Here is a 14,646-nt window from a genome sequence, read left to right as displayed (position 1 = left end):
CGGTGCTCCGTGATACACTACTTGCATTCTTGCCCCGTGTCCTTCCCGGGGTGTTTCATCCGCTGTGAGAAAGGACCTCTCCCATGCCTGAGACCATCGAGGAGCTTGTGCGCCAGGCCGTGGCAGCCGCCCAGGCCGCCGGCGACCTTCCCGCCTTCGAGGTGACCGATGCCGGCGTCGAGCGACCGGCCGACACCTCCCACGGCGAGTGGACCTCCACGGTGGCCCTGCGATCGGCGCGGCTCGCCCGCATGGCCCCCGCCAAGATCGCCGAGGCTGTGGCCTCCCACATGCCCGCCTCGCCCGAGGTCGAGAAGGTCGAGGTGGCCGGCCCCGGCTTTATCAACTTCTACCTGGCCACGGCCGCGCACAACGAGATCTTCGCCGAGGCCCGCGCCGAGGGCGCGANCTTCGGTCGCTCNGACGCCGGCCACGGCGAGAAGGTCCAGGTGGAGTTCATCTCCGCCAACCCCACCGGCCCCCTGCACGTGGGCCACGGCCGCTGGGCCGCCATCGGTGACTCCCTCTGCAACGTCCTCGACTTCGCCGGCTACGACGTCCAGCGCGAGTACTACATCAACGACCACGGCTCCCAGATGGACGTCTTCGGCAACTCCATCTCCGAGCGCTACCTCCAGATCGGCGAGGTCATGGAGAAGGAGGGCCTCGACCTCGACGGCGCCGTGCAGTTCCTCGTCGACGACCGCGAGGCCTNCATCGCCGACGAGGACGACTCCGCCCCCGAGACGCACCCCTACATGGACTCCTTCAACGAGAAGCTCGGCGGCAACTCCTACGGCGGCGACTACATCATCACCCTCGCCCGCGAGTTCTGGGACGCCGACNGCGACAGNTGGATGGGCGCCACCGAGGAGGAGCGCGCCCCCGAGTTCCGCGAGCGCGGCTACAAGCTCCAGCTCGGCCGCATCAAGGACACCTGCTCNAGNGNGCGCNGCGAGTTCGACAACTGGAAGAGCGAGCGCTCCTTCTACGTCAAGGATCCCGAGACCGGCGTGAGCCCCATCGACGCCACCTTCGCCATGCTCGAGGAGCAGGGCCTGCTCTACCGCACCGACGACGGCGCCCTCNGGGTCAAGACCACGGACTTCNGCGACGACAAGGACCGCGTGGTCGTGAAGTCCAACGGCGAGTACACCTACTTCGCCTCCGACGTGGCCTACACCTGGGAGAAGCTCACCAACTACGATTACGAGATCAACATCCTCGGCGCCGACCACCACGGCTACATCCGCCGCGTGCAGGCCGTGGGTGCGGCCATGGGCTTCCCGGGCAAGTACGAGGTGCTGCTCGGCCAGTTCGTGAACCTGCTCCGTAATGGCGAGCCCGTCCGCATGTCCAAGCGCCGCGGCACCATGGTCTCCTTCGACGAGCTCATCGACGAGGCCGGCGTGGACGCCACCCGCTACACCCTCATCAGCCGCTCGTCCAACCAGACCATCGACTTCGACATCGAGAACGTCCGCAAGCAGGACAGCTCCAACCCGGTGTACTACGTGCAGTATGCCCACGCGCGCATCTGCTCCATCCTGCGNCGTGCCGCCGNCGTCGACTACGCCGAGGCGGAGACGATGGGCATGGAGGCCGTGGCCGCCAAGGCCGTGGGCCCCGACCCCGACCTCTCGCTGCTCACCGACCCCACCGAGGCCGAGCTCGCCCGCACGATGTCCAAGTTCGCCGAGCTCGTCGCCGGCTGCGCCCGCGACCGCGCCCCCTTCCGCATCACCCACTACGTCCAAGAGCTGGCGAGCGAGTTCCACCGCTTCTACAACGAGTGCCAGATCCTGCCGTCCGACGCGCGTCCCATCGACCCCGCGCTGTCCCACGCCCGCCTGGCCGTGTGCGACGCCGTGCGCATCAACCTCGAGGTGGCGCTGCGCCTCATCGGCGTCTCCGCCCCCGACAGGATGTATCGAGAGGCGACGAACGATAACGCGTAGGTATCTTTGAGTTGTTGAAGCGGCGTAGGCTGTAGCCTGCGCCGCTTTTTTTGTCCCGGCCTGCTCCTAAAACGATCCTACAAAGAAGGTAAAAAGGAACTGTCCGGCGTAGGCTGGCACATTCGCCGTATTTCCCCAGCACCCGGTGGCACTTACGCCCTGGCAGAAGTGGGTGTTCCCTACTTTTAGTATGAACTTCAGCTGCTTGCTAATCTGGAAGTTGAAAATCGCCGAGAGTTGGAGTAGAAAAGGATACGAATTTGGTATACACGTGAATGCGATAGAAAAAGAGTCCTTTTTGAGTACATCAGCGCTCGGAATTGATATTCTGGGCATGACGGGAGCCAAAGGGGACCCCGTTTCTGTCGCAACGGCCCACAGACCGATCGGGGAGGCAGCGTCATGGAGCTCAAGGAATTCATGTCCGTCAGATGCGCGTGCAACATCGTTCGCCAGGAGACGCCGGCGCCCGAACGCCTCACCTTCGAGGAGCTCGCCATCCTCTGCCACCTCTTCGAGAACGGCGACGAGCTGAAGACCTCCGAGATCGCGGACTACCAGGGCGTGCTGCGCCCCACTATGACGCACCGCACCAACCACCTGGCCCGTCTCGGCCTCACNNCGCGCCACGAGGGCATCCACGACCGACGTAACGTNTGCTGCGCCATCTCCGACAAGGGCGTCGAGGTCAAGGACCGCCTCTGCCGCGAGGTCTGCAGCCACATCCAGAACGGCGCCCCGCTGCACCGCTCCAGCCCCGAGCGCATCTGCAAGTTCATCGACGCCATGGGCACCGTGTTCTGCATGTCCGGCGACCTCGTGCTCCTCGCCCTCCAGATGAGCGGCGACGACTCCCTCTCCGTCTCCCAGATCGTGCGCACCCTTGGCCTGCTGCAGCCCACCNTGTCCATGNCGGTCTCCAGCCTGGTGGACCGCGGCATGGTGGAGCGCAACCGCGCCACGCCCGACGCCACCCGTACGCTCCAGGTGTGCCTCCTTCCCGAGGGCAAGGCCCGTGCCCTGGAGCTGGCCGACCGCGTGAACCAGATCGTGGTGCGCCGCAACCGCCGCTCCCACGGCACCGCGGAGGCCGAGTAGCCCGTCGGCGCACATTCGCCCCGCATGCAGGCGCCCGCCCATCCGGCGGGCGTTTTTTTCTTGCCGCTGGGGGAGGGCGTCAAACCGCAGGGCTCTGCTGTGGTATAGTGCCTGCGATGCCGCGGCCTTTGAGCCGCTGCTCCCCGCGGGCGCATGTCCCGCCACCTTCCAGAGCACCTCAGCGTCCCANCCCGCATGCCGTCGCGCGCCGGACGCCGTGATGCCCTCCCAACCCTGTGTGCAAGAAGAAAGGCTCCCCATGGCCCAAGACGAGAATCCCGCCGTCGCACCTGCGGACCCGTCCCCCTCGGAGGAACCGGCCAAGCCCAAGCGCCGCCGCCGCGTGAAGCCGCCCGAGCCCCGGGACGCCGCGGCGGACGCTCCCGCGGAGGAGACGCCCAAGCGCAGGCCGGGCCGTCCCCGCAAGAAGCCCGTCGAGACCGAGACGGCGCCCACCAAGGATGCCGCGCCCACCGAGGCCCCCGAGGTGTCCCCGGCCAAGGGGAAGGCCGGCGAGCCCGAGGGCGAGGCCAAGCCCAAGCGCCGTCCCGGCAGGCCCCGCAAAAAGGCCGCGGAGGCCGCGGACGACNCCGCCCAGGACCGCCAGGGCGATGCCAAGGCCGGCAAGGGGGCCGACGACGCCCGCGACGACCGGGGCCAGGAGAAGGCCGAGAGGGCGCNCNGCGACACCCGCGACAGGGGGGAGCGCGACAGGGGCGACCGTCCCGAGAGGAACGACCGCGACCGCGGCCAGGGCCGCGGCAACAACGGCCACCAGCAGAACGGCAAAGGCTACAACGGCAACGGCCGCAACGGCGGCCACCAGCAGAACGGCCGCAACAACCGCAACAACCGCCACAAGAAGCAGGTGCAGACGGCACCCAGCCTCACCCGCGAGGAGCTCGAGGCCCNCAAGGTGGCCGAGCTCCGCACCAAGGCGGCCGAGTACGACGTTGACCCCAAGGGCCTCCGCAAGGCCGAGCTCGTGGACGCCATCTACGATGCCGCCGCCCGAGCCGAGGGCTTCCGCACCGTCACGGGCGTCCTCGAGATCACCAACGAGAACTACGGCTTCGTGCGCACGGACCACTATATGCAGGGCGAGGACGANGNCTTCGTGCAGCAGGCCCTGATCCGNAACCTGGGGCTGCGCCGCGGCGACCTCGTCGAGGGCACCGTGCGTCCCGCCGGCCCCGGCAACAAGTTCCCGCCCATGGCGCGCGTCACCGCCGTCAACGGCAAGGACCCCGAGCTCGCCCGCCGTCGCCCGCGCTTCCGCGACCTCACGCCCGTCTACCCCAACGAGCGCCTGTACATGGAGACCGGCCGCGAGTCCATTACCGGGCGCGCCATCGACCGCGTGGCGCCCGTGGGCAAGGGCCAGCGCGGCCTCATCGTGAGCCCGCCCAAGGCCGGCAAGACCACGGTGCTCAAGCACATCTGCCAGTCCATCGCCATGAACAACCCCGAGGTACACCTCATCTGCCTGCTCGTGGACGAGCGCCCCGAGGAGGTCACCGACATGGAGCGTTCCATCCGCGGCGACGTGGTGGCCTCCACGTTCGACATGCCCGCCGACAACCACACCCACGTGGCCGAGCTCGTCATCGAGCGCGCCAAGCGTCTCGTGGAGGAGGGGGAGGACGTCGTGGTGGTGCTCGACTCCANCACGCGCCTGGCCCGCGCCTACAACCTCGCGGCGCCCGCGAGCGGGCGCATCCTCTCGGGCGGCGTGGACTCCGCGGCCCTCTATCCGCCCAAGCGCTTCCTCGGCGCCGCCCGCAACNTNGAGAANGGCGGNNCGCTCACCATCCTGGCCTCGGCTCTGGTGNACACNGGCTCCAAGATGGACGAGGTGATCTTCGAGGAGTTCAAGGGCACCGGCAACATGGAGCTCAAGCTCGANCGCGAGCTGGCCGACAAGCGCATCTTCCCAGCCATCGACCCTGTGCAGTCGGGCACCCGCAACGAGGAGCTGCTCATCGCCAAGCAGATGCAGCCGTTCGTCTGGGGCCTGCGCCGCGTGCTCGCCAACATGAACAACGTGGAGCGTGCCGAGGCCTCCCTCGTGAAGGGCCTCAAGCAGACCGAGACCAACCAGGAGTTTCTCATCCGCTCGGCCAAGAAGGCCGCGCAGCTGGAGTACTCCGACTAGCGTCCATGGGCATCGAGGGGTCGTCCCTCGGCAAGACGGGGGCGGCGCGCCGGGGGTATCCCGCGGCGCGCCGCCCCCTCTCGTCGTGGGGGGGGGGTGATTATCGGCCGTTCTTCTTCCGGTGCCTGGCATAGGTCCTTCCCACGGCGCCCTGCAGCGCCATGACCAGGCCCGTGGGCAGCGCCTTGCAGAGGCCGTTGGCCACGCACATGTCCGGGGCGGTGATGATGCAGGCCTTGCCCCTGAGCGACTCCCTGAGGGCCTTGGCGCACACNGCGTCCGGGNCCTCGAAGCCGATCCACTCCATGGATGCGAGGGCCTTCTCGCTGCCCGGGCGGTCGAGGAACGCGGTGTCCATGAACTTGGGGCAGACGGCGCTCACGTGGATGCCGGCGTCGCCGAGCTCACGGTCGAGGGCGCGGGAGAAGTCGAGCACGAACCGCTTGGTGGCCCCGTAGACCGAGAGGCCGGGCTGGGGAACGAGGGCGGCCGCACTCGCGATGTTGACGATGCGGGAGCCCGCGTGCATGTAGAACAGGCAGCTGTAGCAGAGCTCCACCACGGCGAGGCAGTTGAGCCGCACCATGTTGCCGTTGGCGGTGGCCCCGATGGAGGTGAAGGGGCCGAACTTGCCGAACCCGGCGCAGTTGAGGAGCCACTGGACGTTGAGGTCGCGCTCGGCGGCCAAGGCCCCGTCCACGGCCTTGAAGCTCGCGGGGTCGCAGAGGTCGAGGGCGAGGACCTTGGTGGGGGCGGCGAGGTCGGAGGCGACCTCGTCAAGCTTTTCCGCGCTGCGGGCGATGAGCCAGATCTCGTCGAGCGGCCCGCCGGCCCCCTGGTCGAGGAGCTTGGCAAAGCGCAGGCCGAGGCCGGATGAGGCGCCGGTGACGATGGCGATGTTTCGCACGGTGGGTCCTTTCGACGGGGTCTCCCAAGTGCTTTCGACANTTTTGCACGGTGCGGCGTACATGTGGGTGGTTACCCCTCGGCGGACCGGCGAGTGGTTCCGTTGTGGGAAGAATCATGGATTTGGCATAGGGTACAGGAGGGAAAATGGACTATAGTCGGAGTTGGTTCGACGCACTTCGCGACGGTAAACGCAGCAGAAACCCACCAAACCGTTGCACTGCAAGCGTCTCGTACGCCCAGCGCATCCCGGGGACACCGCTCCCCATCTGCTCATACCGCCGCCGTAGGCGTCCNCGCGGCGAAGGNATGCATCGATGGTCAAAGATCACGGGAGCCGGGCGGTTTTCGCAGGCTTGGCAACTTCCACGACCCTCTGGTCGGTCCCTTCCCTCGCCCAAGNGTCGCCCCTCGACGGGGCGTCCCCCATGCTCGCCTGCACCGGCGCNGCCGTCCTCGGCTTCGCCGCCGGCGCCGCGGTTGCGGCCGTCCTGGCCCGCCGGGCCGTGGCGGGGGAGCGCTCGGAGCTCCTCGCCCGCATCTCGGCCCTCGAGGAGGCCGTCCAGGAGACGCGCCTCACGGGCACCGTCACCGGCCGCCATGTGGCCACGGGCGAGCCCCGCTACCGGCTGCGCCGCACCGACGCCGCGACGGCCGTCGAGGAGGCGCCCCTCGCCGCCCCCGCACCCGTAGCGCAGGCCTCCGAGCCCGCGCCCGCTGCCGAGGCCTCCGCGCCCGTGGAGGCGTCCGAGGCGGGGACCGACGCCGCGCCGCGCCCCAAGGGCCGCCACTTCAAGGGGAGCGTCGCCGCTGCCCGTGCCGCCGCCCCGGCATCCGAGCCCGTGCAGGCCGCGCCCGCCGCGAAGCCTGCCACTCCGATCCCTGTCGCCCCGGACCCCGCGGCCCCGCTCGCCGACCGTCTGCCGGCCTTCGGCGTCCCCGACGAGGAGCGCCCGTTCTCCGCACCCACCCTGGGCGACGCCGGGCTCCACACCGCCGCGCCGGTGGAGGACTACGAGAGCGTGGCCGCCCAGTACGCCCAGCGGAAGTCTTTCAAGAACCGCATGATGGCCCTCTCCAAGGGCGTGGGCCGGGTCCTTGCCGAGCGCCTTGGCGGCGACATCATGGACGACCTGCCCATGATCCAGCGCGCCGACGGCACCGTGGCCGACGTGGGCACCTCCTGGTGGGAGGCCGCCGCCGCCATGAACGACCTCGAGATCTCCCGCGACCTCTCCAACGAGCTCGCCTCCATCCGCGAGACCGTGGACGACGTGGCCGCCGCCGTGGACGCCTCCGTCTCCTTCGAGGTGCCCTTCTCGGCCTCCAACGTCCCCGGCTGCCCCGCCCAGACCCTGGACCGGGAGGAGCCCGCCGCCACCGCGACCGCCGAGGGGTCTGCGGCCCCCGTCGCCACGACGCCCGTCCCCGCCTCCGCGGCCCTCGAGGCCGACTCCACCGACTGCATGGACCTCCAGGGCCGCTCCGACGGCTGGGAGCAGGCCCTCGACGCCCTCGACCAGCGCTTCGACGACAACCTCGTCTCTGGCAAGGCCGAGTCCACCCCGGCCGGCGTCCGCTGCGAGGTGGAGCCCGTGGCCGAGTTCTCGCGCTTCCAGGACTTCGTGGGCGGCGACGACACCCTCGACGAGCCCGACGGCCTGGAGCCCGACACGCAGTTCCTCACGTTCCGCGCGCCGGCCGGCCACCCCGAGGTCACCGACACCGCGAGCTACGTGAACTACCTCGTAGCCCACGAGATGGGCGAGAACCGCTCCCGCACCGCACGCCGCGCCGTCAAGCACGCCCTCAAGGTCATCCCCGGGGGCACGTCGGCCGACCTCAAGGTGGTGTAGGTGACGGCCTCTCCCAAGGACGGCAAGACGGCGCGCCGGACCTGGGTCTGGCGCGCCGTCCTCGTGTGCTGGTGCCTTTTCATGTGGAGCCGCTCGCTCAAGGCGGGCGACGCGTCGCTCGGCGACAGCGCCTTCGTGGTGGGCCTCGTGCGCCCGCTCTTCGAGGCCGTGGGCGTCACCGACGCCGACCTCATGCAGTTCGTCGTGCGCAAGCTCGCCCANTTCANCGAGTNCCTCGTCATGGGCCTCGTCTGCCGCCAGGCGTTCCCTGCGGACCCGGGGCGTCGCGGCAACAGGGCGGCCTACGCGGCCCGGGCCCTCACGGTGGTGCTCGTGCCGAGCGCCGACGAGTGCATCCAGCTCTTCGTCCCCGGGCGCTCCGGCATGGTGCGCGACGTCCTCATCGACATGGCGGGTGCCGCCTGCGGCCTCGCCCTCAGCGGATGGACGTCCCGTCTGTGCAGCAGGAGAGCGCGAAGGTCCTGAGCCCGGGGTCGACCCTTTGGGCCGCGGCCCCCACGGCGGCGGCGCGGGCGTCGCCCAGACACGCGGCCATCATGGTGGAGCCCGAGCCGCTGATCCAGAACGCCGAGGCGCCGNCCCCCNNGCNGGNGGCGCGGCAGCGGTCGTAGTGGGCGATGAGGGGGCGGCGGTAGGGCTNGTGGAGCCGGTNGTCGCAGGCCTTGGCGAGGAGCTCGCCGTCGCCGGTCTCGAGGGCGTGGCACGTGGCGGCCACACGGCCCATCTGCCACACGGCCGTGGCGAGCGGGACGGAGGGGGGCATGACGCGGCGGGCGTCCTCGGTGCGCACCTCGTAGGGAGGGCACACGGCCACGAACCGCCAGGCGTCGCTCACGGGGGCCTCCATGCACACCACCTCGCCGTCCCCCGTCGTGAAGGAGCTCGTGAGACCGCCGAGCACGGCGGGGGCCACGTTGTCGGGGTGGCCCTCCCGCTCGCTCGCCAGTTCCACGAGGCGCCGGCGGTCCACCTCCACGCCGGCGAGGGCGTGGGCCGCGGCGATGCCGGCCACGATGCACGTGGAGCTGGAGCCCAGGCCGCCGGAGAGCGGGATGCCCGTCTCGCAGGAGAGGGCAACGGGCGATGGCTTGACGCCGAGGGCCCGCGAGGCTTCGAGGTAGGTCGTGTAGGCCAGGTTGCCCGGGTTGGCGAACCGCGGCTCGCAGCCGGAGAAGGAGCTCTCCTCCGCCCGCTNNAACGTGAAGCGGTTGCCCAACGTGAGGGCCAGCCCCAGGCAGTCGAAGCCCACGCCCAGGTTGGCNGACGTGGCCGGAACCCAGACGGAGACCCGGTCGCGCGACACCGTCACGCCCCCGCGNGGAAGACGGCCCCGGCGGCGCGCTCCACGGCGGCGCCCATGGCGTCGCGGTCCACGACCTCGGTGAAGCGCACGGCGCGGTCCCGGAGGGCCGAGAGGGGCGCCGGCGGCTCGGTGCCGGTGAGCGCGGCCAGACGGTCCATGGCGGCGAAGCCGTCGAGCCTCGCAACGTCCTCGCCCAGGGCGGCGAGCACCTCGGCCGGGAACTTGTAGGGGCTGGCCGTGGCGAGCACCACGCGCGCGCGGCCTTGGGGCTCCTGGGCGTCGAGCACGGTCTTGGCCACGGCCGTGTGGGGGTCGAGCAGCACTCCGTCTCGCTCCCAGGTGCGCCGGATGGTCCCGCGGCACTCGTCGTCGGTGGCGCGGCCGCCCGAGAAAGTGGAGCGGATGGCGTCCATGACGGGGGCGGGCACGGTGTAGGCGCCCTTCTCGGCGAGGTCGGCCATGAGGGAGGCCACGAGCTCGCAGTCGCCGTCGGAGGCGAAGTAGAGCAGCCGCTCCAGGTTGGACGACACGAGGATGTCCATGGACGGCGAGATGGTCTTGTGGAACGGGCGCCGGCGGTCGTAGGTGCCGGTGGCCAGGAAGTCGCAGAGCACGTCGTTGGCGTTGGAGCACACGTGGAGGCGCCCCACAGGCAGGCCCAGGCGCTTGGCGTAGTAGCCGGCGAGGACGTCGCCGAAGTTTCCGGTGGGCACGTAGAAGTCCACCTCGTCGCCCATGGCCACGGCGCCGCGCTCCAGCAGCTGGGCGTAGGCGTCCAGGTANNAGACCACCTGCGGCACGAGGCGCCCCACGTTGATGGAGTTGGCGCTGGAGAGGAACACGCCCTCCCCGGCCAGGCGCACGGCCAGGTCGCGGTCCGCGAAGATGCGCTTGACCTCGCCCTGGGCGTCGTCGAAGTTGCCGCGCACGGCGTACACGGCCACGTTGCCGCCGGCCTGGGTGGCCATCTGCAGGTGCTGGACGTCGCTCACCTTGCCGTCGGGGTAGAACACACAGACGCCGCAGCCCTCCACGTCGGCGAAGNCCGCCAGCGCCGCNTTGCCGGTGTCGCCGGAGGTGGCGCATACGATCATGACGTCGCGGCCGTCGCCGGCGCGGGCCTGGCCCATGAGCTGGGGCAGCATCTGTAGCGCCACGTTCTTGAAGGCGCTCGTGGGGCCGTGGAAGAGCTCCAGCAGCCAGTCGTCGCCCACCGGGGTCACGGGCGTCACAGCCGGGTCGTCGAAGGTGCCGCCGTAGGCGCGGCGCACGCAGCCCGCCACCTCCTGCTCGGTGAAGTCCGGCAGCAGGTGGCCGAGGACGCGCCGGGCGCGGGAGGGGTAGTCGCCGGCCCAGAGCGGCTCGAGGTCGAGGGGGGAGGCGAGCACCCCGTCGCTCACGTAGAGCCCGCCGTCCGGTGCGATGCCCGCCAGTATTGCTTGCTTGCTTGTTACGGGTTCGAGCAGAGAACGGGTGCTGTGGTAGAACGAATCCATCGAGACTCCCCCTCGGTCGAGCGGTGCAGGGTTCTGCCCATGGTAGCGGAGCCGCCCCGTGGGTCGCCGAGGGGCGATGGCCGCGAAAGATTGGATTAACAGAGATGAGAATCGCCCTTCTCGGCGTCGGCACCGTGGGAGGCGGCGTCATCGAGATCGTCGACTCGCGCGCCCCCTCCCTCGAGGTGGCCCGCATCCTCACCCTCCCGGGCACCTACGACGACCCCCGNGTCACCTACNACTTCGCCGACANCGTCTCCGACGACTCCATCGAGTGCGTGGTGGAGGCCATGGGCGGCCTCGAGCCGGCCCACACCTTCATCATGGAGAGCCTCGCCGCCGGCAAGCACGTGGTCACGGCAAACAAGGCCGTGGTGGCCGCGTTCNTGCCGGAGTTCTGCGCCCAGGCCGAGGAGTCCGGCGTGGGCTTCTTCATCGAGGCCACCTCGGGCGGCGGCATCCCCTGGATCGCCTCCATCGAGAAGGCGCGCCGCATCGACCGCATCGAGCGCATCTCGGGCATCCTCAACGGCACGTCCAACTACATCGTCGACCGCATGGCCAAGGACGGGGCCGAGTTCGCCGACGTGCTCGCCCAGGCCCAGGCCCTCGGGTACGCCGAGGCCGACCCGTCGGCGGACATCGACGGCATCGACGTNGCCAACAAGTGCNTCATCAGCTCCACCGTGGCGTTCGGCACGCTCTGCCGCCGCGACANCCCGGTCCACGGCATCCGGAACCTCACCAAGGCCGACCTCGACACCTTCGCCGACCTGGGCTACGCCGTGCGCCTCATGGCCCGCNCGGCCCGCGACGACGACGGCNACGCCGCCTGCGTGGAGCCGGTGCTCCTGCCCCTGGCGTCGGTGGAGGGCAACGTGCCCGACAACTTCAACATCGCAACGCTCGTGGGCACCACCGTGGGCCCGCTCAAGTTCTACGGCCAGGGCGCCGGCGCGCTGCCCACGGGCAACGCCATGGTGCAGGACCTCGTCGACTGCGCCGGCGGCGAGCGGCCCGTCTACCCCACGGGGGAGACCCTGTCCTGGAAGCCCGGCCTGCTCCGCGCCGACTACGTCTTCCGCACCGCGGCCGCGCTCCCCGCCGACACCCCCGGCACCGCCGTGGAGGTCGCGCCCGGCTACGTCTCCGTGGGCGGCCTCTCCGCCACCGAGGCCGCGGCCCTGGCGGACGCCCTCCTCGCNGAGGACCCCGCCACCCTNATGGCCGCCGTGGCCGACGTCGACTAGGGCCCGGAGCCCCCGAGAGCTAAGGACCATCGCCCGATGATCAAGATCACCAAGTTCGGCGGCTCGTCGGTCGCCNGCCCCGAGNACTTCGCCAAGGTCAAGCGCATCATCGACGCCGACCCGGCCCGCCGCTTCGTCGTGGTGAGCGCGGCCGGCAAGCGCTTTGCCGGCGACAACAAGGTCACCGACCTCCTCTACCTCGTGAACGCCCACCGCGACTACCACGTGGACTGCTCGGACCTCCTCGACGACATCGAGGGGCGCTTCCTCGCCATCAAGGAGGGGCTGGGCCTCACCTGGCCCGTGGCCGAGAAGTTCCGCGACTTCCGCGAGGGCCTGGCCGACGACTCCCCGGAGTACGTGGTGAGTCGCGGCGAGTGGTTCACCGCGCACCTTATGGCCGAGTACCTGGGCCTGCCGTTCGTGGACGCCGCCGACGCCATCGTCTTCCACCACGACGGCACCCTCGACCTCGAGCGCACGGCCGATCGCGTGCGCGAGCTCGTGGTGCGCCGCGGGAGCTTCGTCATGCCCGGCTTCTACGGCGCCACCTGCGACGGCGAGATCAAGCTGCTGGACCGCGGCGGCGGCGATATCACGGGCTCCATCCTGGCCAACGCCCTCTCGGCCGACCTCTACGAGAACTGGACCGACGTCTCGGGCTTCCTCACGGCCGACCCGCGCGTGGTGGACCGCCCCCGCACCATCGAGCGCATCACCTTCGACGAGATGCGCGAGCTCTCCTACATGGGCGCCAACGTGCTCCACGAGNAGGCCATCTTCCCGGTGCGTGAGGCCAACATCCCCATCGCCNTCCTCAACACCAACGACCCCGGGGCCCAGGGCACCATCATCCGCGAGCGCGTGGAGACGAGCCCCGACGACCCGGTGATCACCGGCATTGCCGGCAAGCGCGACTTCATCACGGTCTACATCGCCAAGACGCACANGAGCGACGCCGTGGGTTTCATGCGCCGGGCCCTCTCGGTGTTCGAGCGCTACGGTGTGAGCGTGGAGCACATCCCCACGGGCATCGACTCGTTCTCGGTGGTGGTGAACGGAGCCGACGTCAAGGACTCCGTCTACTCCATCGTGGCCGACCTCCAGAAGGAGCTTCAGCCCGACCAGGTGAAGGTGGTCGACAAGCTGGCTCTGGTCTCNGNGGTGGGCCGCAACATGAGCTCCCGCCCCGGCTCGTCGGGCAGGCTGCTCGGGGTGCTCGGCAACGCCGGCATCAACGTGCGCATGATCACCCAGAGCTCCCAGGAGATCAACATCATCATCGGAGTGAACAACGAGGACTTCGAGCGCACCGTGGCCGTGGTGTACGAGGCGTTCGTGGTGAACGAAGGGAAGTGAGGGCGGTGCCCGAACCCAAGAACGTCGCCATCNTCGGCGNCACNGGCGCCGTTGGGGCCCAGATGCTGCAGTGCCTCGAGGAGCGGGACTTCCCCGTGGGCGAGCTGAGACTCCTTGCGAGCAAGNGCTCCGCCGGCACGGACATGTGCTGGAACGGCNGTCTCCTGCGCGTGACCGAGGCCACCCCCGAGAGCTTCGAGGGCGTCGACATCGTGCTGGGCGCCGCCACCAACCCCGTGGCGGAGGCCCTGCTGCCCCACGCGGTCGCCGCCGGCGCCGTGTGCGTGGACAACTCCAGCGCGTTCCGGCTCGACCCCGAGGTACCCCTCGTGGTGCCCGAGATCAACCCCGAGGACGTGGCCTGGAAGCACGGCATCGTGGCCAATCCCAACTGCGCCACCATCATCGGCCTCGTGTGCGTGGCGCCGCTGTCGCGCGTGGCGGGCGCCAGGCGCATCGTCTGCAGCACCTACCAGGCCGCCAGCGGCGCCGGACTCCCCGGCATCGAGGAGCTGGAGGCCGAGAACCAGGCCATCGTGGAGGGCACCCCCATGCCGGAGCCCCGCGCCTTCGCCTACCAGCTGGCCTACAACCTCATCCCGCAGATCGGCGGCTTCGACGGCCTCGGCTACACCTCCGAGGAGATGAAGATGCAGAACGAGGGCCGCAAGATCATGCACGACCCCGACCTGCGCGTGAACTGCACCTGCGTGCGCGTGCCCATCGCCCGCAGTCACANCGAGTCCATCACCGTGGAGTTCGAGCGCCCCATCACGCCCGACGAGGCCCGAGATGTGCTGCGCCAGGCCCCAGGCGTGCGCGTGGTGGACGACCCGGCCGAGCAGCTCTACCCCNTGCCGCTCGACACGAGCGACCAGGACCTGGTGTACGTGGGCCGCATCCGCGAGGACGTCTCGGCGCCGGAGGGCGTGAACTCGCTCACGTTCTGGTGCTGCGGCGACCAGATCCGGAAAGGCGCCGCCACCAACGCTGTGCAGATAGCAGAATTGCTGCTCTAGGGGTAGAATGGGCGCTGTTTGGAGCTGCAAGGTCCAGATNACGCGCCCATAGCTCAGTGGATAGAGCACCGGTCTTCTAAACCGATGGTCGACGGTNCGAATCCGCCTGGGCGCACCATGACCTTGAGGAGAGCCCCCGTGGCCGCAAGCCGGCCGTGGGGGCTTTTGCCATGGCGGGGGGGGGTGCGGTCTGCGTCCGGTGCGTCGCAGCCGCCCTGTAGGGTG

At 69.9% G+C, this 14,646-nt stretch carries 10 protein-coding genes and 1 tRNA gene; 8 read left to right on the top strand and 3 right to left on the bottom strand.

Annotated features, from left to right (window positions below; translation table 11 throughout):
• Positions 1 to 83 precede the first annotated feature (83 nt).
• The 3 genes from argS to rho all read left to right on the top strand — a co-directional run bounded on the left by argS (position 84) and on the right by rho (position 5,211).
• On the top strand, positions 84 to 1,958 hold the full coding sequence (gene argS / locus JX283_RS03275; protein ID WP_204829328.1) for an arginine--tRNA ligase: 1,875 nt from the start codon (positions 84 to 86) through the stop codon (positions 1,956 to 1,958).
• Between the two features lie 402 nt (positions 1,959 to 2,360).
• Entirely contained in the window at positions 2,361 to 3,056 is a 696-nt protein-coding gene (locus JX283_RS03270; RefSeq protein ID WP_204829327.1) for a MarR family transcriptional regulator, read from the top strand.
• 259 nt (positions 3,057 to 3,315) lie between these two features.
• Positions 3,316 to 5,211 (top strand): transcription termination factor Rho, encoded by a 1,896-nt coding sequence (gene rho / locus JX283_RS03265; protein WP_239652444.1) that lies wholly within the window; start codon positions 3,316 to 3,318, stop codon positions 5,209 to 5,211.
• Between the two features lie 100 nt (positions 5,212 to 5,311).
• On the opposite strand, the gene JX283_RS03260 is transcribed toward rho, so the two are convergent.
• Positions 5,312 to 6,118, bottom strand: coding sequence for an SDR family oxidoreductase (locus JX283_RS03260; protein WP_204829326.1), 807 nt, complete (start codon positions 6,116 to 6,118; stop codon positions 5,312 to 5,314).
• A 1,855-nt stretch (positions 6,119 to 7,973) separates the two neighbouring features.
• Between JX283_RS03260 and JX283_RS03255 the strand changes: the two genes are divergently transcribed.
• Complete coding sequence (locus JX283_RS03255; protein ID WP_204829325.1) at positions 7,974 to 8,459, top strand: VanZ family protein; 486 nt, start codon at positions 7,974 to 7,976, stop codon at positions 8,457 to 8,459.
• Here JX283_RS03255 and thrB read toward each other — a convergent pair.
• Positions 8,410 to 9,303 carry a homoserine kinase gene (gene thrB / locus JX283_RS03250; RefSeq protein WP_204829324.1) on the bottom strand — a complete coding sequence of 298 codons (894 nt, stop codon included), beginning with the start codon at positions 9,301 to 9,303 and terminating at the stop codon, positions 8,410 to 8,412. The genes JX283_RS03255 and thrB overlap by 50 nt on opposite strands.
• Positions 9,300 to 10,793, bottom strand: a complete 1,494-nt coding sequence (gene thrC, locus JX283_RS03245) for a threonine synthase (protein ID WP_204829323.1) — start codon at positions 10,791 to 10,793, stop codon at positions 9,300 to 9,302. Before thrC ends, thrB begins: the two co-directional genes overlap by 4 nt.
• 104 nt (positions 10,794 to 10,897) lie before the next feature.
• On the opposite strand from thrC, the gene JX283_RS03240 reads away from it, so the two are divergent.
• The 4 genes from JX283_RS03240 (at position 10,898) to JX283_RS03225 (ending at position 14,539) form a co-directional block, all read left to right on the top strand.
• Positions 10,898 to 12,043, top strand: a complete 1,146-nt coding sequence (locus tag JX283_RS03240) for a homoserine dehydrogenase (protein ID WP_204829322.1) — start codon at positions 10,898 to 10,900, stop codon at positions 12,041 to 12,043.
• Positions 12,044 to 12,079: 36 nt separating this feature from the next.
• Positions 12,080 to 13,402 carry an aspartate kinase gene (locus JX283_RS03235; protein WP_204829321.1) on the top strand — a complete coding sequence of 441 codons (1,323 nt, stop codon included), beginning with the start codon at positions 12,080 to 12,082 and terminating at the stop codon, positions 13,400 to 13,402.
• On the top strand, positions 13,399 to 14,421 hold the full coding sequence (locus tag JX283_RS03230; RefSeq protein ID WP_370583405.1) for an aspartate-semialdehyde dehydrogenase: 1,023 nt from the start codon (positions 13,399 to 13,401) through the stop codon (positions 14,419 to 14,421). Before JX283_RS03235 ends, JX283_RS03230 begins: the two co-directional genes overlap by 4 nt.
• A gap of 42 nt (positions 14,422 to 14,463) precedes the next feature.
• Positions 14,464 to 14,539: transfer RNA gene (locus tag JX283_RS03225), tRNA-Arg, on the top strand.
• The last annotated feature ends 107 nt before the right edge of the window (positions 14,540 to 14,646 follow it).

It is taken from the genome of Olsenella sp. CU969 (genome assembly GCF_905219715.1).
In the GTDB taxonomy this organism is placed as follows: Bacteria; Actinomycetota; Coriobacteriia; order Coriobacteriales; family Atopobiaceae; genus Granulimonas; species Granulimonas faecalis.
The sequence above is the reverse complement of the archived record's forward strand: the minus strand, read 5'-3'. Positions and strand labels throughout refer to the sequence as shown.